At 62.8% G+C, this 25,136-nt stretch carries 19 protein-coding genes; 7 read left to right on the forward strand and 12 right to left on the reverse strand.

The genetic code is table 11. The features are described 5' to 3' along the window. The first annotated feature begins 101 nt into the window (after nt 1-101). The 3 genes from mfd to APH35_RS28480 are packed head-to-tail and all read left to right on the forward strand — an operon-like array spanning nt 102 to nt 7,452. Complete coding sequence (mfd, locus tag APH35_RS19950; RefSeq protein ID WP_041166435.1) at nt 102-3,551, forward strand: transcription-repair coupling factor; 3,450 nt, start codon at nt 102-104, stop codon at nt 3,549-3,551. A gap of 9 nt (nt 3,552-3,560) precedes the next feature. Further along, complete coding sequence (locus tag APH35_RS19955) at nt 3,561-4,133, forward strand: CsiV family protein (RefSeq protein ID WP_012271353.1); 573 nt, start codon at nt 3,561-3,563, stop codon at nt 4,131-4,133. Between the two features lies 1 nt (nt 4,134). Next, a complete protein-coding gene (locus tag APH35_RS28480) occupies nt 4,135-7,452 on the forward strand; it encodes a DEAD/DEAH box helicase (RefSeq protein ID WP_082425838.1) in 3,318 nt (1,105 codons plus the stop codon). Between the two features lie 64 nt (nt 7,453-7,516). On the opposite strand, the gene nagZ is transcribed toward APH35_RS28480, so the two are convergent. The 3 genes from nagZ to APH35_RS19975 are packed head-to-tail and all read right to left on the reverse strand — an operon-like array spanning nt 7,517 to nt 9,811. Continuing rightward, nucleotides 7,517-8,515 (reverse strand): beta-N-acetylhexosaminidase, encoded by a 999-nt coding sequence (gene nagZ / locus APH35_RS19965; protein WP_177335381.1) that lies wholly within the window; start codon nt 8,513-8,515, stop codon nt 7,517-7,519. Nucleotides 8,516-8,523: 8 nt separating this feature from the next. Continuing rightward, on the reverse strand, nt 8,524-9,063 hold the full coding sequence (locus tag APH35_RS19970; protein WP_012271350.1) for a L,D-transpeptidase: 540 nt from the start codon (nt 9,061-9,063) through the stop codon (nt 8,524-8,526). A gap of 40 nt (nt 9,064-9,103) precedes the next feature. Next, a complete protein-coding gene (locus APH35_RS19975; RefSeq protein WP_012271349.1) occupies nt 9,104-9,811 on the reverse strand; it encodes a TetR/AcrR family transcriptional regulator in 708 nt (235 codons plus the stop codon). Nucleotides 9,812-10,026: 215 nt separating this feature from the next. On the opposite strand from APH35_RS19975, the gene lexA reads away from it, so the two are divergent. After that, nucleotides 10,027-10,635: a transcriptional repressor LexA gene (lexA, locus tag APH35_RS19980; protein WP_012271348.1), complete on the forward strand. Its 609-nt coding sequence runs from the start codon at nt 10,027-10,029 to the stop codon at nt 10,633-10,635. A gap of 13 nt (nt 10,636-10,648) precedes the next feature. Next, complete coding sequence (sulA, locus tag APH35_RS19985; protein WP_012271347.1) at nt 10,649-11,125, forward strand: SOS-induced cell division inhibitor SulA; 477 nt, start codon at nt 10,649-10,651, stop codon at nt 11,123-11,125. A gap of 50 nt (nt 11,126-11,175) precedes the next feature. On the opposite strand, the gene APH35_RS19990 is transcribed toward sulA, so the two are convergent. The 7 genes from APH35_RS19990 to APH35_RS20020 form a co-directional block, all read right to left on the reverse strand. Then, nucleotides 11,176-11,409 carry a hypothetical protein gene (locus APH35_RS19990; protein WP_003248777.1) on the reverse strand — a complete coding sequence of 78 codons (234 nt, stop codon included), beginning with the start codon at nt 11,407-11,409 and terminating at the stop codon, nt 11,176-11,178. Between the two features lie 50 nt (nt 11,410-11,459). Beyond that, the gene (locus tag APH35_RS19995; RefSeq protein WP_012271346.1) at nt 11,460-11,975 is read right to left on the reverse strand and encodes a DUF6586 family protein; all 516 of its coding nucleotides are present in this window, start codon (nt 11,973-11,975) and stop codon (nt 11,460-11,462) included. Between the two features lie 91 nt (nt 11,976-12,066). Beyond that, nucleotides 12,067-14,676: a type I DNA topoisomerase gene (gene topA / locus APH35_RS20000; protein WP_012271345.1), complete on the reverse strand. Its 2,610-nt coding sequence runs from the start codon at nt 14,674-14,676 to the stop codon at nt 12,067-12,069. A 100-nt stretch (nt 14,677-14,776) separates the two neighbouring features. Beyond that, the gene (locus tag APH35_RS20005; RefSeq protein WP_012271344.1) at nt 14,777-15,028 is read right to left on the reverse strand and encodes a DUF1653 domain-containing protein; all 252 of its coding nucleotides are present in this window, start codon (nt 15,026-15,028) and stop codon (nt 14,777-14,779) included. 76 nt (nt 15,029-15,104) lie between these two features. Further along, on the reverse strand, nt 15,105-16,280 hold the full coding sequence (gene fadA, locus APH35_RS20010; RefSeq protein WP_012271343.1) for an acetyl-CoA C-acyltransferase FadA: 1,176 nt from the start codon (nt 16,278-16,280) through the stop codon (nt 15,105-15,107). 31 nt (nt 16,281-16,311) lie between these two features. Continuing rightward, entirely contained in the window at nt 16,312-18,459 is a 2,148-nt protein-coding gene (gene fadB / locus APH35_RS20015) for a fatty acid oxidation complex subunit alpha FadB (protein ID WP_060515337.1), read from the reverse strand. Nucleotides 18,460-18,990: 531 nt separating this feature from the next. After that, the gene (locus APH35_RS20020) at nt 18,991-19,428 is read right to left on the reverse strand and encodes a hypothetical protein (RefSeq protein WP_012271341.1); all 438 of its coding nucleotides are present in this window, start codon (nt 19,426-19,428) and stop codon (nt 18,991-18,993) included. Between the two features lie 110 nt (nt 19,429-19,538). Between APH35_RS20020 and APH35_RS20025 the strand changes: the two genes are divergently transcribed. After that, complete coding sequence (locus APH35_RS20025; RefSeq protein WP_012271340.1) at nt 19,539-19,979, forward strand: universal stress protein; 441 nt, start codon at nt 19,539-19,541, stop codon at nt 19,977-19,979. A 63-nt stretch (nt 19,980-20,042) separates the two neighbouring features. On the opposite strand, the gene APH35_RS20030 is transcribed toward APH35_RS20025, so the two are convergent. Beyond that, nucleotides 20,043-21,971 carry an ATP-binding cassette domain-containing protein gene (locus APH35_RS20030; RefSeq protein WP_012271339.1) on the reverse strand — a complete coding sequence of 643 codons (1,929 nt, stop codon included), beginning with the start codon at nt 21,969-21,971 and terminating at the stop codon, nt 20,043-20,045. 221 nt (nt 21,972-22,192) lie between these two features. On the opposite strand from APH35_RS20030, the gene APH35_RS20035 reads away from it, so the two are divergent. Beyond that, entirely contained in the window at nt 22,193-24,118 is a 1,926-nt protein-coding gene (locus tag APH35_RS20035; protein WP_012271338.1) for a transglycosylase SLT domain-containing protein, read from the forward strand. A gap of 81 nt (nt 24,119-24,199) precedes the next feature. On the opposite strand, the gene APH35_RS20040 is transcribed toward APH35_RS20035, so the two are convergent. Continuing rightward, a complete protein-coding gene (locus APH35_RS20040) occupies nt 24,200-25,003 on the reverse strand; it encodes an MOSC domain-containing protein (protein ID WP_012271337.1) in 804 nt (267 codons plus the stop codon). Between the last annotated feature and the right edge of the window lie 133 nt (nt 25,004-25,136).

Consider the following 25,136-nt stretch of genomic DNA (forward strand, 5'->3'; position numbering starts at 1 on the left):
CAGTGACGCAAGCCAGCGTTCACGCCCTTTCGAGCCTGACAGCCGGCACCGTCACCGGTACAATCGGTCTCTTTGCCGCAACGCTTGGAGTGCAATCTCCCGTGTCAGTTCTGCGCCTTCCGCACATGTCGGCCACGGCCGGCAAACAAACCTGGGGCAACCTGCCCGGTGCCGCCCTCAGCCTTGCCATCGCCGAGGCCGCCACCAGCGCTGGCCGCTTCACCCTGCTGCTGACAGCCGACAGCCAGGCCGCCGACCGTCTGGAGCAGGAGCTGCGCTTCTTCGCCCCGGACCTGCCGGTGCTGCCGTTCCCCGATTGGGAAACCCTGCCCTACGACCTGTTCTCGCCGCACCAGGACATCATTTCCCAGCGCATCGCCAGCCTGTACCGCCTGCCGGAACTGAGCCACGGCATCCTCGTGGTGCCGATCACCACCGCCCTGCACCGCCTGGCACCCACGCGCTTCCTGCTGGGCAGCAGCCTGGTGCTGGATGTGGGCCAGACCATCGATGTGGAACAGATGCGCACGCGCCTGGAGGCCAGCGGCTATCGCTGCGTCGACACCGTCTACGAGCATGGCGAGTTCGCCGTGCGCGGCGCGCTGATCGACCTGTTCCCGATGGGCAGCAAGCTGCCCTACCGCATCGACCTGTTCGATGACGAGATCGAGACGCTGCGCACCTTCGACCCCGAGACCCAACGCTCGATCGACAAGGTGGATTCGGTACGCCTGCTGCCGGCGCGTGAATTCCCGATGCAGAAAGAGGAAGTGACCCGCTTCAAGGCACGCTTTCGCGAGCGCTTCGATGTCGATTTCCGCCGCAGCGCGATCTTCCAGGACCTGGCCAGCGGCATTATTCCCGCTGGCATCGAGTACTACCTGCCGCTGTTCTTCGAAGAAACTTCGACCCTGTTCGACTACCTGCCGGCCGACACCCAGGTGTTCTCGCTGCCTGGCGTGGAACAGGCCGCCGAACACTTCTGGAACGACGTGCGTGGGCGCTATGAAGACCGCCGTGGCGACCTCAGCCGGCCGCTGCTGCCACCGGCCGAACTGTTCCTGCCGGTGGAGGACTGCTTCGCCCAGCTCAAACAATGGCCTCGGGTGGTGGTCAGCAGCGAAGACCTCGACCCAGGTGCGGGTCGCGAACGCTTTCCGGCACGCGCGCTACCCAACCTGGCCATCGAAGCCAAGGCCAACCAGCCGCTGGCCGAGCTGGCCAACTTCCTCGACCAGTTCCCCGGCCGCGTGCTGTTCACCGCCGAATCGGCGGGGCGCCGTGAAGTGCTGCTGGAGCTGCTCGAGCGGCTGAAGCTGCGCCCGCATACCGTCGACGGCTGGGACGACTTCGTTACCGGCAGCGAGCGCCTGGCAATCACCATCGCGCCGCTGGACGACGGCCTGCTGCTGGACGACCCAGGCCTGGCCCTGGTCGCCGAAAGCCCGCTGTTCGGCCAGCGGGTGATGCAACGCCGGCGCCGTGACAAACGTGGCGAAACCGCCAACGATGCAGTCATCAAGAACCTCACCGAGCTGCGCGAAGGCGCACCGGTGGTGCACATCGACCATGGCGTTGGTCGCTACCTGGGCCTGGCCACGCTGGAAATCGACGGCCAGGCCGCCGAATTTCTCACCTTGGAATACGCCGAGAACGCCAAGCTGTACGTGCCAGTGGCCAACCTGCACCTGATCGCCCGCTACACCGGCAGCGACGATGCGTTGGCACCGCTGCACCGGCTGGGCTCGGAGGCCTGGCAGAAAGCCAAGCGAAAAGCCGCCGAACAGGTGCGCGACGTGGCCGCCGAGCTGCTCGACATCTATGCCCGTCGCGCCGCACGCAAGGGCTATGCATTTGCCGACCCGTCAGCCGACTACGCCACCTTCAGCGCTGGCTTCCCGTTCGAGGAAACCCCGGACCAACAGGCCGCCATCGAAGCCGTGCGTGCCGACATGCTGGCGCCCAAGCCGATGGACCGCCTGGTCTGCGGCGATGTGGGCTTCGGCAAGACCGAAGTGGCCATGCGCGCGGCATTCATCGCCGTGCACAGCGGCCGCCAGGTGGCCGTACTGGTGCCCACCACCCTTTTGGCCCAGCAGCACTACAACAGCTTCCGCGACCGCTTCGCCGACTGGCCGGTGACGGTGGAGGTGATGAGCCGCTTCAAGTCGGCCAAGGAAGTGGCCGCCGCTGCCGCCGACCTTGCCGAAGGCAAGATCGACATTCTCATCGGCACCCACAAGCTGCTGCAGGACGATGTGCGCTTCAAGGACCTGGGCCTGGCCATCATCGACGAAGAACACCGCTTTGGCGTGCGCCAGAAGGAACAGCTCAAGGCCCTGCGCAGCGAGGTCGACATTCTCACCCTGACCGCCACGCCGATTCCGCGCACGCTGAACATGGCTGTGGCGGGCATGCGCGACCTGTCCATCATCGCCACGCCGCCGGCGCGCCGCCTGTCCGTGCGCACCTTCGTCATGGAGCAGAACAAGAGCACGGTGAAGGAAGCGCTGCTGCGTGAGTTGCTGCGCGGCGGCCAGGTTTACTACCTGCACAACGATGTGAAAACCATCGAAAAATGCGCCGCCGACCTCGCCGAGCTGGTGCCCGAGGCACGCATCGGCATTGGCCATGGGCAAATGCGCGAACGCGAGCTGGAACAGGTGATGAGCGACTTCTACCACAAGCGCTTCAACGTGCTGGTAGCCTCGACCATCATCGAAACCGGCATCGACGTGCCCAGCGCCAACACCATCGTCATCGAACGTGCCGACAAGTTCGGCCTGGCCCAGTTGCACCAGCTGCGCGGCCGAGTTGGCCGTAGCCACCACCAGGCCTACGCCTACCTGCTCACGCCGACCCGGCAGAAGGTCAGTGCCGACGCCGAAAAGCGCCTGGAAGCCATCGCCAACACCCAGGACCTGGGCGCGGGCTTTGTGCTGGCCACCAACGACCTGGAAATCCGCGGTGCCGGCGAGCTGCTGGGCGAAGGCCAGAGCGGGCAGATCCAGGCCGTGGGCTTCACCCTGTACATGGAAATGCTCGAGCGCGCGGTCAAGGCAATCCGTAAAGGCACCCAGCCAAACCTTGAACAACCACTGGGCGGCGGCCCGGAGATCAACCTGCGCCTGCCGGCGCTGATCCCCGAGGACTACCTGCCCGACGTGCATGCGCGGCTGATCCTGTACAAACGCATCGCCTCGGCTGCCGACGAGGAAGGCCTCAAGGACCTGCAGGTCGAGATGATCGACCGCTTCGGCTTGCTGCCCGAGCCAACCAAGAACCTGATGCGCCTGACTTCGCTCAAGCTGCACGCGGAAAAGCTCGGCATCAAGAAAGTCGATGCCGGCCCCAATGGCGGCAAGCTCGAGTTCGAAGCCGAAACCCCGGTCGACCCGCTGACCCTGATCAAGCTGATCCAGGGCCAGCCCAAACGATACAAGTTCGAAGGTGCTACCCAGTTCCGTTTCCTGGTGCCGATGGAACGCCCCGACGAACGCTTCAATACCCTGGAGGCGCTGTTCGAGCGCCTGACCCCACAGCCTGCCTAAGGAAGACCCATGCGTGCCATCCGTTGCCTGACCTTGCTGCTGGCGCTGTTCGCCCCAGCTGCCTTCGCCGAAGGCCTGTATCAGGTAGAAATGATTCTGGTGCGGCAGAACAGCGTGCCCGCCTTCACCAGCCCGTTCGCCCCCGAAGACTGGAGCGCCGGCGCCCCGCGCCTGGCAAAAGACGCCGAACGCCGCCTGGCGCTGGAAGACGAAGCCACCCGCCTGGAAGCCACCGCCGACTACACCGTGCTGCTGCACAAGGCCTGGCAACAGCAAGTAGGCAGCGAGCCCAGCCGCATCGCGCTGGGCGAAGGCGCCGAGCGGTTCGGCCACTTCCCTATCGAGGGCAACCTCAGCGTCGCTGAAGGCCGCTTCATCGCGGTCGAGGCCAACTTCTGGGTCAACCAGCTGGACAGCAACGGCAACGTACTGCAAAGCGAGCAGTTCAAGCAGAGCAACAGCAACGTCAAGGGCGGCCAGCTGACCTTCCTCGACGGTGGGCACCTGGCGGTGCTGCTGAAGGTGACACCGCCGGGCACGCCGAAAATGCCGGTGATGGACCCGGAGATGATGGAGCAGTGATGTGAGCGATGGCGATGCGCAGCAACTGCTGAGGGCCTATCCGGGGTGGGTCGACTTCATCGAAGCCGGCACGATGGCACGAGGCCGCAGCTATGCTGCGCAAGAGCGAGCACGCATCCTGTCGCTGCACGGCGCAACGATCGAAGCCATCTGCAAGGGCTCCACAGGCGAGACCTACCAGCAGAACATCCGGCTGGTCGTTAACTACGGGGACCTGCGGGTATTTGGGCGCTGCAGCTGCCCAGTTGGGCTCAACTGCAAACACTGCGTCGCGGCGCTGCTGCAATTGCAGGACGGCCTCGACGCCGCAGGCCCCCATGAACAATCCGCCCTGTCGCTGCCACCGGACCTCAACCTGTGGGTGCAAACCCTTGAGTCCCCCTCCCAACCTGCATCGCCTCAAGGGCCAGCACGCAAAGGCCCGGCAATCTATTACCGCATTCACGTGGATCACGGCGTCTGGCGACTCGAGCCGATCAAGGGCACCCGACAGGCAGACGACACCTTGAAGATCGGTCGCATCACATCGATGCCCGAAATGCTCTACTACACACCTCGCTACGTCACAGAAGACGATGCGCGGCTTTTGCGCCTGATTGATTCGCGCAGCGAAACCACTACGCCCATGGCGCAACTGGAAGGCAAGCAGGGCGGGGAGCTCTACAGCTATGCCCTGGCCACCGGTCGCCTGCTATTTGAGGACGACTTGGCGCCACTGTCCCCTGGGCCGGAGCTGCATGCCGAGTTTCGCTGGGTCAGGCTGGACAATGGCAGCTACCGTGGCGCCTGGTACCACGATGATCACCAGCAGTTGCGGGCAGTGCCCATCGAGCCCATGCACTATGTCGACCGACAGCGGCATTTGACCGGCAAACTGCGCCACGACCTCGACCCCTTCATTGCCAGCCAGCTTGCGCGCGCGCCCATCGTGCCGGAGCATCTGGTCATCCCCTTGAGTCACCGATTGAACGCCTTGAACCGTCACGTCCCCACGCCGACTGCCGTGAGCACCGAACATATCGAAGACATCACGCCAAAAGGGCGACTGACGCTGGGCAGCCTCGAATTCAGCGCCTACATGCCCAAGACCGGCCGTATGCAGCGACAACTGCAACACCGTGCCGCGCTGGCATTCGACTACGACGACCTGCGTACCAGCGGTAACGACGAAAAGCCGCTGACCCGCCTGGTCGGCAACACCAGCCAGCGCATCCGCCGCCAGCCGCAAGCCGAACAGGCCCTGCGCAAGGTGTTACGCGACCTGGGCTTCAAGGCCGCCACCCGGCAGAGCAAGGCGCTGCCCGACAGCGCCGGCGAAATGTTCCAGCTACCCGACGACGAGGCCTGGCTGCGTTTCGCCCGCGAAGGCCTGCCGCGCTTGCGCCATGCCGGTTGGAACATAGACGTCCAGCGCGACTTCGCCTTCAACCTGCAGGAGGTGGACGACTGGTATGCGAGCATCGACGAGGCGCCCGGCCATGAATGGTTCGACCTGGAGCTTGGCATTGTGGTCGATGGCCAGCGTCACAGCCTGCTGCCGATCGTGTTGCAACTGCTACGCAGCAGCCCAGAGCTGCTGCGCCCCAGCGAACTGGCCCGGCGCAGTGACGACGAGCACCTGCTGATCGACCTCAACCGTGGTCGCCTGGACAGCCCGGCCCTGCGCGTCGCCCTCCCGTATGGCCGCGTCAAAGCGGTCATGGCCACCCTGGGCGAGCTCTACCTGCACGAACACACAACCGGCCCGTCCCTGCGCATGGAACGTGCCGACGCCGCGCGCCTGAACGAAATCGAAGGCCTGCCCCTGCAATGGGAAGGCGGCGAGCACGTTCGCGACCTGGGCCGGCGCCTGCGCGATGCCCGTGATTTGCAGGTTGAACCACCGACAGGGCTGCAGGCCAGCATGCGCCCCTACCAGCAACAAGGCCTGAACTGGTTGCAGGCCCTTCGCGAGATGGGCACCGGTGGCATCCTGGGCGACGACATGGGCCTGGGCAAGACCCTGCAGGCCTTGGCCCACTTGCTGCTGGAGAAAGAATCCGGGCGCTTGAGTACACCGGCACTGGCGGTCATGCCCACCAGCCTGATACCCAACTGGCTCGACGAAGCCCAGCGCTTCGCCCCCGATCTGCGCGTACTGGCACTGCATGGGCCGGGGCGCAGCAAGCATTTTGCCACGCTGCATGAGTACGATCTGGTCCTGACCACCTACGCCCTGATGCCACGCGACCTCGAACACCTGCGCACGCAGGCCTGGCACGTCCTGGTACTGGACGAGGCGCAGAACATCAAGAGCAGCACCAGCAAGGCCGCCCTCGCCGTCTGCGAGCTGCAGGCCGGCCAGCGCCTGTGCCTGACCGGTACGCCGATGGAAAACAACCTGGGCGAGCTGTGGTCGATCTTCCACTTCTTGATGCCCGGCTGGCTGGGCGACCTCAAACGCTTCAACCAGGACTACCGCGCGCCGATCGAGCGCCACGGCGACAGCGAGCGCATGGCCCACCTGGCCAGCCGCATCCGCCCGTTCCTGCTGCGCCGCACCAAGGAACAGGTGGCCACCGAACTGCCGGCCAAGACCGAGATGGTGCACTGGGTCGAACTCAGCGACGCCCAGCGCGATACCTACGAGGCCGTGCGCGTGGCCATGGACCAGAAGGTCCGCGACGAAATTGCCCGCAATGGCGCCGCACGCAGCCAGATCGTCATCCTCGACGCGCTGCTCAAGCTGCGCCAGGTATGCTGCGACCTGCGCCTGGTCAAGGGCGTGGAAAGCAAAGGCAACCAGGCCGACAAGGGCAAGCTGGGTGCACTGCTGGAAATGCTCGAAGAGCTGCTCAGCGAAGGCCGCCGCGTGCTGTTGTTCTCGCAGTTCACCTCGATGCTGGCGCTGATCGAACAGGAGCTGGAAAAGCGCAAGATCCGCTACAGCTTGCTGACCGGCGACACGCGCGACCGTCGCACACCCGTGCGGCAGTTTCAGCAGGGTGACAGCGAAGTGTTCCTGATCAGCCTCAAGGCGGGGGGCGTGGGCTTGAACCTGACAGCTGCGGACACCGTGATCCACTTCGACCCCTGGTGGAACCCGGCCAGCGAAAACCAGGCCACCGACCGCGCCTACCGCATTGGCCAGGACAAGCCAGTGTTCGTGTTCAAGCTGATTACCCGGGGGACGGTGGAAGAGAAGATTCAGCTGTTGCAGCAGGAAAAGGCGGCGCTGGCGGCCAGCTTGCTGGACGGCGGCCAAGCCGGGCAGTGGCGGCTTGGCGACGAAGAAATCGAGGCACTGTTTGCGCCGCTGCCTGGAAAGCGCGGGCGTTGAGGCCGCACCTTCTGCTGCCTGTACCGGCCTCTTCGCGAGCGTGCCCGCGAAGAGGCCAGCGCGATCAATCGACCAGCTGAGCGTCCTTCAACGCACCCAATGCCTCCAGCCAGCGCGGCTGCTGACGGTAATCGGTCCGCGCAAACCCTTGCCCGCGCATACGCGCAATCCGCGGCGACGGCTTGACCTTCATGCGCTGTGCCGCACTCAGCGCCAGCTCTGCCGCCGCCCGGTCATTGCATACCAGGCCCATGTCACAGCCGGCGCTTAACGCCGCCTCGATACGACTGGCCGCGTCCCCCACCACATGCGCACCGGCCATCGACAGATCATCGCTGAAAATCACCCCGTCAAAGCCCAGCTCACCACGCAGGATGTCCTGCAGCCAACGCCGCGAGAAGCCAGCTGGCTGGTTATCGACCTGCGGGTAGATGACATGCGCCGGCATCACTGCCGCCAACTGCCCGCTCAGGCGGGTGAACGGCACCAGGTCGGCCTGGCGCAGTTGCTCCAGGCTGCGCTCATCGGTAGGGATCGCCACATGCGAGTCCGCCTCGGCCCAGCCGTGCCCAGGGAAGTGCTTGCCACAGGCCGCCATGCCGGCCGCATTCATACCACGAATGAACGCCCCGGCCAGTTGCGTGGCACGCAGCGGGTCCCCCTCGAAGGCTCGGCTGCCAACCACGGCACTACGCTGGTGATCCAGGTCGAGCACAGGGGCAAAACTGAGGTCCAGGCCAACCGCCAATACCTCGGTCGCCATCAGCCAGCCACACTGCTCGGCCAGGTATTCGGCATTGTCATTGTCGGCCAGCGCGCGCATGGCTGGCAGCCGCACAAAGCCCTGGCGCAGGCGCTGTACGCGGCCACCTTCCTGGTCCACCGCCAGGATCAGCTCGGGGCGAATAGCGCGGATCGACGCGCACAACTCGCGCACCTGACGCGGGCTGTCGATGTTGCGGGCAAAAATGATCAGGCCAGCCACTTCGGGCTGACGCAACAGGTGACGGTCTTCGGCGGTCAGCCATTTACCGGCGATATCCACCATCAGGGAGCCTTGCAGGCTGACGGTCATGGGTAATCCTTCATTGAAAACTTCAGAGACGCCCACTGGGGGCAGGCGGCTTGCTCGATACGTACCGGGCAATGGGCCGGCACCCGCTCGAACAGGCTTAGCAAGTCGGTGTTGCGCAGGCGTATGCAGCCATGGGACAACGCTATGCCCATGGGTTCCGTGTCAGGGGTGCCGTGCAGGTAGATATAGCGGCGAAACGTATCGACCGCGCCCAGGCGGTTGACACCGGGTTCGCAGCCGCTGAGCCAGAGGATGCGAGTGAGGATCCAGTCGCGATCTGGATTTTTCGCATGCAACTCCGGCGACCACACCTCTCCAGCCCAGCGCCGCCCGACCAATACCGCATTCAGCGGCAGCCCCGCGCCAATCTTCGCCCGCACCTGATGCATGCCACGCGGCGTGCAGCCTGAACCATTGCGCTCACCGGCACCGTTGCGCGCCGTGGAAACCGGCACACGCACGCGCAGCTGACCACGGGCAAAACCGTACAGGCATTGATCAGCAAGGGAGATGTGCAGCAGATCGAGATCGGGCATGAGCGCTAGCTTAGCCGAAGCGCCCTGCCTCGCCCAGCCTTCAGGCCTTGGCTGTGGCGCTACTGATCTTGGTGCGCGGGCGCAACTGCGCAGTGGCCATGGCATCGTCGGTGACACCGCTGTCGGCGCGCATGCCTGCAGCCAGGAACGGCACCATCAGGCGCATCACCTGCTCGATCGAGGTGTTGATACCAAAGTCGGTCTCGGCAATCGCCCGCAGGGCCTTGATACCGGACATGCTGAAGGCCGCAGCACCAAGCATGAAGTGGACGCGCCAGAACAGCTCCAGTGGCGGAATGCGTGGCGCAGCCTCGTTGACCAGCAGCATGTAGCGGCGGAACACCTTGCCGTACATGTCTTCCAGATAACGCCGCAGGTGGCCCTGGCTCTGGCTGAACGCCAGGCCCAGCAGGCGCATGAAGATCGACAGGTCGTTGTTGCTGCGCGGCTGCACGGCCAACGCCTGCTCTACCAGCATTTCCAGCAGTTCTTCGAGGGTCGGCTTGTGCTCCGGCTTGGCCTGGCGCCGCTCCAGCTCACGCTCGAGGCTGGTGCAGAACGGGCCGAGGAAGCGCGAGAACACCGCCTGAATCAGTGCCTTCTTGGAGCCGAAGTGATAGTTGACGGCCGCCAGGTTGACCCCGGCCTTGCTGGTAATCAGCCGCAACGAGGTTTCGGCGAACCCCCTTTCCGCGAACAGCTGCTCGGCAGCATCGAGAATGCGTTCAACGGTTTCCGATTGGGCCATGACTACTCCGACTACTCCGCCAGACAAACAAGTGTTTGAAACATACGTTTCAGCCCTGCTTCTGTCAAGGCTCGGTGACCGGGCGGTCGCCATTTAAAAGTGCCAGACGCCCGGCTGCAAGCGCCACCTGTACTGTTTATTGCGCCTTTTGGCTTGCAGCGCATCCAGTACTGTATATAATCCCAGTCACTGTACAAAAAGACAGAGCGCTCACCATGTTGAAACTGACGCCACGCCAAGCCGAAATTCTCGCGTTCATCAAGCGCTGCCTGGAAGACAACGGCTTCCCGCCGACCCGCGCCGAAATCGCTCAGGAGCTGGGTTTCAAATCGCCCAACGCCGCCGAGGAGCACCTCAAGGCCCTCGCCCGCAAGGGCGCGATCGAAATGACGCCAGGCGCCTCGCGCGGCATCCGCATTCCTGGCCTGGAAACCAAAGCCGAAGAAAGCGGCCTGCCGATCATCGGCCGGGTTGCTGCTGGCGCGCCGATTCTTGCCGAACAGCACATCGAGCAATCCTGCAACATCAACCCTGCCTTCTTCCACCCCCAGGCCGACTATTTGCTGCGCGTACACGGCATGAGCATGAAGGACGTCGGCATCTTCGATGGCGACCTGCTGGCGGTACACACCTGCCGCGAAGCGCGTAACGGCCAAATCGTGGTAGCGCGCATCGGCGACGAAGTCACCGTCAAGCGCTTCAAGCGCGAAGGCAGCAAGGTCTGGCTGCTTGCCGAAAACCCCGAATTCGCCCCCATCGAAGTCGACCTGAAAGAACAGGAGCTGGTGATCGAGGGCTTGAGCGTCGGCGTCATTCGCCGCTGATCCAGGAGGCGTCATGCAGCAGTTCATTCACGCACCCGAGCAAGCCCAGTTGCCCCTGTTCGAAGCATTCCTCGCCCAACCCGTGCTACCTGGCCTGAAAGCCAGTGAACTGGCACGCAAGAGCAGCCAGCCGGACCTCTTCAGCGAATTGTCGCTACGCGGTGCCCCAGAGCACTGCCAAAGCCTGCTGGCACCCGTCCTGCGCGAGCTGAGCGAAGAAGATGAGGCCCGCTGGCTGACCCTGATCGCTCCGCCATCGAGCCTGACACAGGCCTGGTTACGCGATGCTGGGCTCAACCGTGAACGTATTCTGCTGCTGCAACCCCGCAGCAATCAAAGCCCACTGCAACTGGCCTGCGAAGCTTTGCGCCTTGGCCTCAGTCACACTGTGGTCAGCTGGCTGGGCAACGTCAACGCCACCTCACGCCAGCAACTTCTGCGCGCAGCCAGCACCGGAAACGCACAAAGCCTGAACATCCGCCTCGGCTGATGTCCAGGCTTTGCCTGGTAATTCAAAAAGCTTGATACGCCGCTGCACCCTCAGTGCAGCACGCGCGGCCCTTCATCACGCTCGAGCTCGCCATCCATCAGGCGACCGGCCATCTGCACGCCCACACTGAGCATGGCCTTGGCCACTTCCACATGCTGCCCCTGCAGGAACACCTTGGCGTCTTCCGAGAAATCCAGGGTTACCAGAGAGCCCTCATCCTCGGCGCGACGCAGTTCGATGCGGCCATCAGGCAACTCGACAATTTCCAGAAAAGACGTAGACATAGATGGCAGTTCTCCGCGAAAGGCCGTTATTGTACCAGCCGCTGCGGCTATCAGCACTCACTCAACGCGTCGCGGAAACGTCTCACCAAGCCCTTGAGGTTGTTGCGCCAGCTTTCCAGCTCGGCACGCGACAGCGCTGCAGGCTCAGGTTCATCGAGATTGACCGCTTGAATCAGGGGTTGGGTAACGTCGGTTTTCGGCGCTTTCCTGGCGACCGGTGGTCGGAACAAATCGGCATAAGCACCGAGCATTTGCGCCAGCCACGTTTCACGCTGGCGAGCCAATTCCAGCAACTCTGCCACTTCCGGAATGGCGATGCCGCTCAGGGCGTCGTCAGCCAGGGCTTGCTCGACCCCTGCAACCACCGGCAAGCGGTAGAAGCCACCAATTTCATGGCACAGCCCCAGCAGCGCACCATACAGATGGAACAGCGCCGACTCGCGCTCGGCCTGGACCAGGCCCTGGGCATTCATGGCCTGGCTTTGTTCGGCCTTGGCCATGGATTCCAGGGCGAGACCGGCAAAAAACAGTTTCTGATTGGTGCGGGTATAGAGTTCCTGGGCCATTTCAGTGTGCTCCCATGAGGCTGCAAGGCGGATAGCTGCATCATAAATGATTGGGGCCGCGAAGAGCGGCCCCAATTACAACGCCAAACGATCAGCGCTTGTCTTCAACCTTCCACGCATTACCGTCGTAGAACGCCTTCCAGCCGGTCGGCTTGCCATCGACCTCGGACTGCACGTACTGCTCCTTGGTCTTGCGGCTGTAGCGAATTACCGCCGGGCGGCCATCTGGGTCTTTCTGCGGCGCATCGCACAGGAAGTGGTACTTCGGGTCGATCTCATGCTTGTGCGGCACGATCTCGAGCACCAGCGGCGCGCGGGTTTCGCGGTTTTTAGGGAACTGGCTGGCAGCCAGGAACAACCCCGAAGCACCGTCGCGCAGCACATAGGTGTCGTCGACCTTCTCGCACTTGAGCTCCGGCATGTCCACCTTGTCCATCTTCGGTGGTGCCGCCTCGCCACTCTTGAGCAGCTTACGGGTGTTCTTGCATGCCGGGTTGGTGCAGCCGAAGAACTTGCCGAAACGACCGGTCTTCAATTGCATCTCGCTGCCGCACTTGTCGCACTCCAGGCTAGGCCCTTCGTAACCCTTGATGCGGTAGCTGCCCTCTTCGATCTCATAGCCAACGCAATCGGGGTTGTTACCGCAGATGTGCAGCTTGTGCTTCTCATCCAGCAGGTAAGCGTCCATCGCCGTGGCGCAGATCGGGCAACGGTGCTTGCCCAGCAGCACGCGCGACTCCGATTCGCCCTCGTCATCAGCGGCAATTTCGTCGCCCGGCACCAGGTTGACGGTGGCCTTGCAGCGCTCTTTTGGCGGCAAGGTGTAACCCGAGCAACCCAGGAACACACCGGTGGACGCGGTGCGGATCATCATTGGCCGGCCACATTCCTTGCACGGAATGTTGGTCATGGTCGGCTGGTTGGCGCGCATGCCGTCTTCGCTGGACTCGGCAGTCTGCAGCTTCTTGCTGAAGTCGCCGTAGAACTCGTCGAGCACGTTCTTCCAGTCACGCTCGCCCTGGGCCACGTCGTCGAGGTTCTCTTCCATGTCGGCGGTAAAGCCATAGTCCATCAGGTTGGAGAAGCTCTCCGACAGGCGCTCGGTGACGATATCGCCCATCTTCTCGGAGTAGAAGCGGCGGTTGTGCAGGGTCACATAGCCACGGTCCTGAATGGTGGAAATGATCGCCGCGTAGGTCGATGGGCGGCCGATGCCGCGCTTTTCCATTTCCTTGACCAGGCTGGCTTCGGTGAAGCGCGCCGGTGGCTTGGTGAAGTGCTGGCTCGGGTCGATCTGGATCAGCTTTAGCGCTTCACCCTGAACCATTTCTGGCAGCACGTCGTCTTCGCCCGGCTTGCTTTGCTGTGGCAGCACACGGGTGTAACCGTCGAACTTGAGGATACGACCCTTGGCACGCAGCTCGAAATCACCGGCAGCCACGGTAACGCTGGTGGACAGGTACTGCGCAGGCGGCATCTGGCATGCCAGGAACTGGCGCCAGATCAGCTCGTACAGGCGCTCGGCGTCACGCTCCATGCCACTGAGCTTGGTCGGGTGGGTATTCACGTCAGAAGGACGAATCGCTTCGTGCGCCTCCTGGGCGCCTTCCTTGCTGCCGTATACCAGCGGCGCTTCCGGCAGGTACTGCTTGCCGAATTCACGCTCGATGTAGCTGCGCGCCATGTCCAGGGCATCAGCCGACAGGTTGGTCGAGTCGGTACGCATGTAAGTGATGTAGCCGGCTTCGTACAAGCGCTGGGCCATCATCATGGTTTTCTTTACCCCAAAGCCCAGGCGGTTACTGGCTGCCTGCTGCAGGGTCGAAGTAATGAACGGCGCCGACGGTTTGCTGCTGGTCGGGCGATCTTCACGCTTGACCACGCTGTAGCTGGAAGCCTTCAGCTTCTCTAGCGCAGCCATGGCCTGGGCTTCGTTCAGCGGCTTGAAGGCCTCGCCCTTCTCGCGCGCCACCTCAAAACGCACCTTGGCGTTCTTCGCGGTGCCGAGGTCGGCGTGGATCTCCCAGTACTCTTCCGGGATGAACGCGCGGATTTCACGCTCGCGCTCCACCACCAGCTTGACCGCTACCGACTGCACACGGCCAGCGGACAGGCCACGGGCAATCTTGGCCCACAGCAGTGGCGAGACCATGTAACCGACCACGCGGTCAAGGAAGCGCCGCGCCTGCTGGGCGTTGACCCGGTCGATGTCCAGCTCGCCCGGCTGCGAGAAGGCCTCCTGAATGGCCTTCTTGGTAATTTCGTTGAACACCACGCGCTTGTAGCGGGTGTCGTCGCCGCCGATGGCCTCGCGCAGGTGCCAGGCAATGGCTTCCCCCTCGCGATCCAAGTCGGTTGCGAGATAGATGGTGTCGGCATCCTTGGCCAGGCGGCGCAGTTCTTCGATCACCTTTTCCTTGCCAGGCAGGATTTCGTACTTCGCCTTCCAGCCATGGTCGGGGTCGACACCCATGCGCGCTACCAGCTGGCGACGAGCTTTTTCTTTCGGCGAAAGGGCCGGAGCCTCACCCGCGGCCTTGCCACGCTTGGCGGCCGGCTCTTTGCTCGCGCTGGCCGAACCGCTGGTGGGGAGGTCTCGGATATGGCCGATACTCGACTTCACCACGTACTGGTTGCCCAGGTACTTGTTGATGGTCTTGGCCTTGGCCGGGGATTCCACAATGACCAGCGATTTGCCCATGGATCGGAGTATTCCTGAATCTGAAGATGAAAAACACGTCAGGTGCCAGACGCGGCACCGCTATATATAGTGGCAAAAGTGTGAGGTCAAGCTCGGACGATCACTCGTGCGACTTGCCCAGCAACCCAGGCAGCCCTTCTTCGGCCTTGACCAAAGCAAAGCGTGGCACCTGCTCGCCGTCAACCTCGACGCACTCCTGGAACATCGAAAGGGGGCGCACCCAGAAGCTGTAATCACCATACAGGCATTGGTAGAACACCATCCACTCTTCGCTTTCGGAGTGCCGCGCAACACTGAAGACACGGTACTCAGGCCCTTTGTAATGCCGGTATACGCCTGGTTGTATCTGCATGTTGCACACCCTCTTGAAAAAACCTGAAAAAAACAAAACCGGGGCACATGGCCCCGGCTGCTGTCCTGCTACGCGATCAGACGCGTTCGAAGACAGTGGTGATACCTTGCCCCAGGCCGACGCACATGGTCGCCACCCCCAGCGTACCGCCATTTTGCTTCATGACGTTGAGCAGGGTGCCGGAAATCCGCGCCCCGGAGCAACCGAACGGGTGGCCCAAGGCAATCGCGCCGCCGTGCAGGTTAACCTTCTCATCCATCTTGTCGAGCACTTTCAAGTCTTTCAGCACTGGCAGGGCCTGTGCAGCGAAGGCTTCGTTGAGCTCGATGAAGTCGATGTCGGCCATGGTCAGGCCGGCACGCTTGAGGGCTTTCTGGGTCGAAGGCACCGGGCCGTAGCCCATGATCGCCGGATCGACACCGGCCACCGCCATCGAACGGATCACTGCCAATGGCTGGATCCCCAGGTCCATGGCACGCTGGCCGGACATGACGATCATGCACGATGCGCCGTCAGTGATCTGCGACGAGGTACCGGCCGTGACAGTCCCCCCTTTCGGGTTGAACGCCGGCTTGAGCGACGCCAGGCCTTCGAGGGTGGTTTCCGGGCGAATGGTTTCGTCGAAATCGAACACCTTCAGGAAGCCGTTCTCGTCATAGCCCTGCATCGGGATGATCTCGTCCTTGAACTTGCCTTCGACCGTGGCCTTGTGGGCCAACTGGTGCGAACGCACGCCGAACAGGTCCTGCTGCTCACGGGTGATGCCATGCATCTTGCCGAGCATTTCTGCAGTCAGGCCCATCATCCCGGAAGCCTTGGCGGCATGCAAGGACAGGTGCGGGTTGGGATCGACGCCGTGCATCATGCTGACGTGCCCCATGTGCTCCACGCCACCGACCACGAACACATCACCGTTACCGGTCATGATCGCCTGGGCGGCAGTGTGCAGCGCGCTCATCGACGAACCGCAAAGACGGCTGACGGTCTGGGCCGCAGAGGTGTGCGGGATCTGGGTCATCAGCGACGCCATGCGGGCGATGTTCCAGCCCTGTTCCAGGGTCTGGTTGACGCAGCCCCAGATCACGTCCTCGACTTCTTTCGGGTCAACCTTGCCGTTGCGTTCCAGCAACTTGCTGATCAGGTGCGCCGACATGTCTTCGGCGCGGGTATTACGGTGCATGCCACCCTTGGAGCGGCCCATTGGCGTGCGACCGAAGTCGACAATCACCACGTCTCTTGGATTCAGGCTCATATCAAATCTCTCGCTCTAGCTCGTTGACCGCTCAGTTGAAGAAGCGCTGGCCGTTCTTGGCCATTTCACGCAGCTTGGCGGTCGGGTGGTACAGCGGCCCCAGATCGGCATACTGATCGGCCAGGGCGACGAATTCGGCAACACCGATCGAGTCGATGTAACGCAGCGCACCACCGCGGAAGGGAGGGAAACCAATGCCGTAGACCAGGCCCATATCGGCTTCGGCAGCGGTTTCGACGATGCCGTCCTCCAGGCAGCGCACGGTCTCCAGGCACAGCGGGACCATCATCCAGTTGATGATGTCTTCGTCGGTGACTTCACGCTGCTCGAACACGATCGGCTTGAGCACATCGAGCACGGTGGCGTCGAAGACCTTCTTCGGCTTGCCGCGCTTGTCGGTTTCGTAGGCGTAGAAGCCTTTACCATTCTTCTGGCCCAGGCGGTTGGCCTCGTACAGCGCATCGACGGCCGAGCGGCGCTCGTCCTTCATGCGGTCCGGGAAACCTTCGGCCATTACGTCGCGACCATGGTGGCCGGTGTCGATACCGACCACGTCCATCAGGTAGGCCGGGCCCATCGGCCAGCCGAACTTTTCCATTACCTTGTCGATGCGCACGAAGTCGACACCGGCACTGACCAGCTTGGCGAAGCCGCCGAAGTAAGGGAACAGCACGCGGTTGACCAAAAAGCCCGGGCAGTCGTTGACCACGATCGGGTTCTTGCCCATTTTCTTGGCGTAGGCCACGGTGGTGGCAACCGCCACTTCACTGGACTTCTCGCCACGAATCACTTCCACCAGCGGCATCATGTGCACCGGGTTGAAGAAGTGCATGCCGACGAAGTTTTCCGGGCGCTTGAGCGCCTTGGCCAGCAGGTTGATGGAAATGGTCGAAGTGTTGGAGGCGAGGATCGCATCGTCCTTCACCTGGCCTTCCACTTCCGCCAGTACCGCTTGCTTGACCTTCGGGTTCTCGACCACGGCCTCGACGACGATGTCGACATTGGCGAAATCGCCATAGGACAAGGTCGGGCGAATGGCGTTGAGTGCCTCGGCCATCTTGGCCGGGGTCAGGCGGCCCTTCTCGACGCGGTTGCCGAGCAGCTTGGAGGCCTCGTTCAGGCCCAGCTGGATGGCTTCCTCGCGGATGTCCTTCATCAGGATCGGGGTGCCCTTGACCGCCGACTGGTAGGCAATGCCGCCACCCATGATGCCGGCGCCGAGCACGGCGGCCTGCTTCACGTCATGGGCGATTTCGTCATGCGCCTTGGCCTTGCGCTTGAGCTCCTGGTCGTTGAGGAACAGGCCGATCAGGCTCTCGGCGACCGAAGTCTTGGCCAGCTTGGCAAAGCCTGCGGCTTCGACTTCCAGCGCTTTGTCGCGACCGAAGTTGGCGGCTTTCTGAATGGACTTGATGGCTTCGACCGGGGCTGGGTAGTTCGGCCCGGCCTGGCCGGCGACAAAGCCCTTGGCGGTCTCGAAGGCCATCATCTGCTCGATGGCGTTGAGCTTGAGTTTCTCCAGCTTTGGCTGGCGCTTGGCCTTGTAATCCAGCTCGCCACTGATGGCGCGCTTGATCAGGTCGAGAGCACCGGCCAGCAGCAGCTCAGGGGCGACCACGGCGTCAACGGCACCCACTTTCAGGGCGTCCTCGGCACGGTTTTCCTTGCCGGCGGCGATCCACTCGATGGCGTTGTCCGAGCCGATCAGGCGTGGCAGACGCACGGTGCCGCCGAAGCCAGGGTAGATACCCAGCTTGACTTCTGGCAGGCCGATCTTGGCGCTGCTGGACATGACCCGGTAGTCGGCTGCCAGGCACATTTCCAGGCCGCCGCCCAGGGCGATGCCGTTGATGGCGGCAACGGTGGGCACTTCGAGGTCTTCGAAGGCGTTGAAGATGCGGTTGGCTTCCAGGTTGCCGGCGACCAGTTCGGCCTCGGGCAGCTTGAAGTTGTCGACGAACTCGGTGATGTCGGCGCCGACGATGAACACGTCCTTGCCACTGCTGACGATCACGCCCTTGACCGAGGCGTCGGCCTGGATGGCTTCGACGGCCTGGCGCAGCTCGTTCAGGGTCAGGCGGTTGAACTTGTTGACGGACTCACCCTTGAGGTCGAACTTGAGCTCGACGATGCCACTTTCAAGAGCCTTAACCGTGATGGCTTTACCTTCGTAAATCATCAACTGATCTCCACGATATGGAAGCTGAACTGTACACGCCGATCGCTGCAGCAAAAGCAGGCCTAGCTGCCCTGCCCCAGGCACACCCGTCAGCGCGCTAGTCGGAAGTATGGCTTGGCGTCATGACATACAAACGCTCAATTCATACGCCCGTTTGATTTGGGTGTGCACACATTCTCCGAAAAGATCGGCGTTGTCAAATGCTCACGAGCACGGGGAAAACGCGACTTTCCAGTCATTTTGTATCGGATGGGTACAAAACATGATGACAGTGATCGCCGAGCATTCATGTCAGCGATTGACCACACGCGCTGGCAGTGTGCTGCAACTTTCGGCTTGCGTGGCAAGCGCGGGCGGCTACACTGGCACTTGCTTGAATGAATACCCGGCCTGCCTGGCCTTTTCTGCGCAGCAGAACGCAAAGCGGCGACTTGGCACCCCACCCCTTCAGGGTTCTGCCAAGCCGCCGCTTTGTCGTTTGAGAACAGGTTTATCGCGCGTGACGCCTACCCTGCGGGAGCAAGGCAGGACTCAGGCCAGGGTTTCGAGGGCGTAGGCAACATCCTGCAATACAGCCGTATCGCCCCGTTCGGTCCAGTACAAGGCAATCATCCGCGCATCGGCCTCGACCTTGTAGACGCTCGCCGGCAGGCGCGCCAACGCCTCCATGAAGCGCGGGTCTTCGCAGGGTTCGCGCCACTGGTTCCACCACACCCCCGGGCTGACCTGCCAGAAGCTAAAGCTGTCCTCATGCCCACGGCGCCTGGCCCGGTGGTACTGCGGGCAAGGGCTTGGCGGCTCCTTTTCCAGCCAGTGCGGCCACTGCTGCGGCGCCAGTTGCATGGCCAGGCCCATGCGCCGCGCCTCCAGGCGCAGCTTCATCTGCTCGCTCTGCTTGCGCGAGCTGCGCAGCCAGGAAAGCGGGCTGAGAATCAGCGCAAGGATTGACACCACCAGCAATACCGTCATATCAGTACATCCCATAAAGCGTTGCAAATGAGCTGGTTAGCCATTTTTCACGGTAGACCCGCCCGAAAGCGACCATACTTCTTCTATCGCGATTGTCAGGAGTACCGCTCATGTCCTACGAACATCTTCTGGTTGCCGTCGACCTGACCGAAGAATGCGACCCGGTGATCAAGCGCGCCATGGCGCTGGCCGCGCCTTCGAACGCCAAGGTTTCGCTGGTGCACATCGTCGAGCCGATGGCCATGGCATTTGGCGGTGACGTGCCGATGGACCTGTCGCAACTGCAACAGCAGCAGTTCGACCAGGCCAAAGAGCGCATGGACCGCCTGTTCAATAAATACCCGGACATCAAGCGCGGCGACTCCCACTTGACCTACGGCCAACCGCGCCAGGAAATCCACCAGCTGGCCAAGGACCAGAACTGCGACCTGATCGTGGTCGGCAGCCATGGCCGTCATGGTCTGGCGCTGCTGCTGGGCTCCACGGCCAATGACGTGCTGCATGGCGCGCCGTGTGATGTGCTGGCGGTACGCCTGCTGAAGAAAGAATGACTTAACCAGATCTGGCCTCTTCGCGGGCTTGCCCGCAAGGAGGCCAGATCTGGCTGACGCCGATCAGCCTTCCAGCTCAGCCCAGCGCTCTACCAACGCATCCAGCTCACCTTGCAGCTTCTCGATGTTGGCCAGCACTGCCGAGGTTTCCGCGATCGGCCGCTGGTAGAAGCCCGCCGCATTCACTTCTTCCTGAGCCTCAGCCATGCGCTGTTCAACTTCGTCGATCTGCCCTGGCAGCATCTCCAGCTCACGCTGCAGCTTGTAGCTGAGTTTCTTTTTCGATGCCTCTTCCACCACCGGTGCCGCAACGGGCGCGGGCTTGGCCTCGACCTTCTCCACAACCGCGCTGTTGAGTGCGGACTTGCCACCTTTGCTCTCGGTCACGCCCAGCAGTTTCGGCGAGCCGCCCTGACGAATCCAGTCCTCGTAACCACCCACATACTCACGCACCTTGCCCTCGCCTTCGAACACCAGGGTGCTGGTGACGACGTTGTCGAGGAAGGCCCGGTCGTGGCTGACCATCAGCACGGTGCCCTTGTAGTTGGACAGCACCTCTTCGAGCAGCTCGAGGGTTTCCACATCCAGATCGTTGGTCGGTTCGTCGAGTACCAGCAGGTTGGCCGGCTTGCTGAACAGCTTGGCCAGCAGCAGCCGCGCACGCTCACCACCCGACAGCGCCTTGACCGGCGTGCGCGCACGCTGGGGGCTGAACAGGAAATCGCCAAGGTAGCTCAGCACGTGGCGGTTCTGACCATCGATCTCGATGAAATCGCGGCCTTCGGCCAGGTTGTCGATCACGGTCTTTTCCAGGTCGAGCTGGTGGCGCATCTGGTCGAAATAGGCCACCTCAAGCTTGGTACCGCGCTCCACTTTGCCCGCGGTGGGCTCAAGGTCGCCCAGCATCATCTTGAGCAACGTGGTCTTGCCGGTACCATTCGCGCCCAGTAGACCGATACGATCCTGGCGCTGCAGGACCATGGAGAAATCCTTGACCAGCAGGGGACCGTCCTTGTGATGGAAGCTGACATTTTCCAGCACCATCACCTGCTTGCCGGATTTGTCCGCTGCTTCGATCTGGATGTTGGCCTTGCCCTGGCGCTCACGGCGCTCGCCACGCTCCACACGCAACGCCTTCAGTGCACGCACGCGGCCTTCGTTACGGGTACGCCGGGCCTTGATACCCTGGCGAATCCACACTTCTTCCTGGGCCAGGCGCTTGTCGAACAGCGCGTTGGCGGTTTCTTCGGCGGCCAATGCGGCCTCCTTGTGCACCAGGAAGCTGGCGTAGTCGCCGTTCCAGTCGATCAGGCCGCCGCGATCCAGCTCAAGGATACGGGTGGCCAGGTTCTGCAGGAAGGAACGGTCGTGGGTAATGAACAGCACCGCGCCGTTGAAGCCGCGCAGGGCCTCTTCAAGCCAGGCGATGGCGCCGATATCCAGGTGGTTGGTTGGCTCATCGAGCAGCAGCAGGTCGGGCTCGGACACCAGAGCCTGAGCCAGCAGCACACGGCGGCGCCAGCCACCGGACAACTCGGCCAGGGTCTTGTCGGCCGGCAGCTGCAAGCGGCTCAGGGTGCTTTCCACCACCTGCTGCAGGCGCCAGCCGTCACGGGCTTCCAGCTCGTGCTGAACGTGCATGAGTTTTTCCAGGTCTTCGTCGCCCTGGATGTTCATGCTCAGGTGATGGAACTGCGCCAGCAACTCGCCCACACCGTCCAGGCCAGCGGCAACCACGTCGAACACCGTGCGCTCGTCGGCCACCGGCAGCTCCTGAGGCAGCTCGCCGATCTTCAGGCCAGGGGCACGCCAGATTTCACCGTCATCGCCCTTCTGCTCGCCCTTGACCAGGCGCAGCATGCTCGACTTGCCGGTGCCGTTGCGGCCGATGATGCACACCCGCTCGCCACGAGCGATCTGCCAGGACACTTTGTCCAGCAGCGGCATGGCGCCGAATGCGAGGGACACATCGCTGAATTTGAGCAGGGTCATGTTGGTCTCCATAAATCGGGCGCGCATTCTACCTGACTTGGGCCTCGACGGCACCCGCCAGCCCCACCGGCGAGCGACAGGTGACATCTGGTCGAACTTAATATCCCGATACAAGCACAGTGCTTTCACCCGCCGCCGGCAAACGGCTAAGCTAAGGCAATAGCTTTCAACAGTGCTGGCTCCGCCGTCACTTCCCCATGGTTCAACTGCCCGGACGTATCATGCGCAGCCGCCTGTTACATATTGCATCCTGCCTGCTGCTTACCGCCGCCACCTGCGCGGCGCAGGCCACCGACCTGACCCTGCAACGCCAGTATTATGACGAGGCCAAGCGTGCGCTGGCCAAAGGCGACAAAGGCCCCTACCTGCGCTATGCCCAGGCCCTGAGCGACTACCCGCTGACGCCCTACCTGGCCTACGACGAGCTCACCGCCCGCCTGAAAAGCGCCAGCAACCAGGAGATCGAAGGTTTTCTCGCCAAGCATGGCGACCTGCCCCAGGCCAACTGGATGAAGCTGCGTTGGTTGCGCTGGCTGGCCGAGCGCGGCGAGTGGGACACCTTCGTCAAGTACTACGACCCCAAGCTCAACTTCACCGAACTGGACTGCCTCAACGGCCAGTACCAGCTCAGCCACGGCCTGCGCGCCGAAGGCTACGCCACCGCCGATAAGCTGTGGAACGTCGGCAAGTCGCAACCCGCTGCCTGCGACACACTGTTCGGCATGTGGGCAGCCGAAGGCCAGCTGACCGAGGCCAAGCGCTGGGAACGCACCAAACTGGCGGCCCAAGCACGCAACTATGGCCTGGCTAACAACCTGGTCAAAACCCTGACTACCCTCGGCCCGCAGGGGAGCCTGCTGGTCGACGTGGCGCAGAAGCCCGAGCTGCTCAACCAGCCGTCACGCTTCACCCCGGTCAACGAAGCGATGTCCGACGTGGTCAGCCTCGGCCTTCGTCGCCTGGCCCGGCAGGACCCGGAGCGAGCCATGGCGCTACTCGACGACTACGCCCAGCGCATGCACTTCTCCCGCGACGAAAAGGTGGCCATCGCCCGCGAAATCGGCCTGACCCTGGCGCGTCGTTACGACCCGCGCGCGCTCGACCTCATGACCCGCTACGACCCCGAGCTGCGCGACAACACCGTCAGCGAATGGCGCCTGCGCCTGCTGCTGCGCCTGGGCCGCTGGGAAGACGCCTACGAGTTGACCAAACGCCTGCCCCAGGACCTGGCCAGCAGCAGCCGCTGGAAGTACTGGCAGGCTCGCAGCCTGGAGCTGGCACAGCCAAACAACCCGCAGATTCCACTGCTGTACAAGACCGTGGCGCGTGAACGCGACTTCTATGGTTTCCTGGCCGCCGACCGGGCACAGACGCCTTACCAACTGAACAACAAGCCATTGCCGCTGAGCCCGCAACTGGTCAAAAAGGTGCGCAATACGCCCGGCATTCAACGCGCATTGGAATTCCACGCCCGTGGCCAGATCGTCGAAGGCCGCCGCGAGTGGTACCACGTCAGCCGTCACTTCACCCGCGACGAAATGGTTGCCCAGGCACGCCTGGGCTATGAGCTGCGCTGGTATTTCCCGGCTATCCGTACCATCAGTCAGGCGCAGTACTGGGACGACCTGGACATCCGCTTCCCGATGGCCCACCGCGACACCCTGGTACGCGAGGCCAAAGTTCGCGGCCTGCATTCGAGCTGGGTATTCGCCATCACCCGCCAGGAAAGCGCCTTCATGGAAGACGCACGCTCACCGGTGGGCGCCAGCGGCCTGATGCAACTGATGCCGGCCACCGCCAAAGAGACCGCGCGCAAGTTCAGCATCCCGCTGGCATCACCCGCGCAAGTGCTGAACCCAGACAAGAACATCCAGCTGGGCGCGGCCTACCTGAGCCAGGTACACAGCCAATTCAACGGCAATCGAGTGCTGGCTTCGGCGGCCTACAACGCCGGCCCCGGGCGCGTGCGTCAGTGGCTCAAAGGCGCCAAGCACCTGAGTTTCGATGTATGGGTGGAGTCGATCCCGTTCGACGAAACACGCCAGTATGTGCAGAACGTGCTGTCGTATTCGGTGATCTACGGGCAGAAGCTGAATTCGCCACAGCCGCTGGTGGATTGGCATGAGCGGTATTTCGACGACATGTAAGGGTTGCAGAGCCTGTACAGCCCTTGCAGGAGCGGCCTGGTGTCGCGCCTACAAGGGCCAGTGCTGGCGCTGGCAACACGGCTATTCCAGAACCTCTACCTGCATCCCTACCTCTAACCGCCCACTGCCATCCACCGCCAGGTTTTGCCCGAACAGCACATCCCCCTCCTTCTCGCGAAAGGTTTTGAGCGTCGCCATCGGCTCACGGTCGGCACTGCGCTCCCCGGTAGCCGGATCGATGGTGGTGAAAATGCACCGCACACTGGGCTTGAGCACGCGAAATTCCAGGCTGCCTATACGAATTCGCTTCCAACCATCCTCGGCAAACGGCGCTGCCCCCTGCACCACCAGGTTGGGGCGAAAGCGCAGCATCTCCATGGGCCGGCCGATGCGCCGGTTGAGCTCGTCCAGCGAGCCCTGACCAATCAACAGCAACGGGAAGCCATCCGGAAACGCCGCCCGATCACTGTTGAAGCCATAACCATTGGGCAGGTAACGCGCACGCGGCTCCGGGCAATGCACCAGGCGTACGGCTTTACCCAGCAACTCGCTCAGCCAGGCCGCCGCGGCATCGCCGGCGTCCGGCACACGCAGGGTATCGCGCCAGATGGTCACGCCGCGCAAGGCGTCATCCGCAGGCGGCACAGGCACCTGCAACAGATCCTGCCCAGGGGCCTGTAGCAGCAACTGACCGCTGTCGTCTTCGCGCGCGTCGATCTGGCCAAGTTGTGGCCAGGCACGCTGGGTCAGGAAGCGTCCGTTTTCCTCCTCGACCACCATCCAGCGGCGGTCGCCTTGCACGCCCAGCAACCCCACGGCTGCGGTCTGCAGGCTTTGCGCCCGCCCCGACTTCACCGGGTATCGATACAACTCACTTAGAAACATCCCTGCTGCCTCGCGTCATGCCAAAAGCCAAGCTTATACTTGGCCGGCTCAACGTTCACGCAGTGGCGCTATCCAGCAACAGGCGTTGCTTGACCACGTCGACCAAGCGATCAGGCTGGAACTTGGAAAGGAA

It is taken from the genome of Pseudomonas sp. NBRC 111132 (assembly GCF_001320565.1).
In the GTDB taxonomy this organism is placed as follows: Bacteria; Pseudomonadota; Gammaproteobacteria; order Pseudomonadales; family Pseudomonadaceae; genus Aquipseudomonas; species Aquipseudomonas putida_P.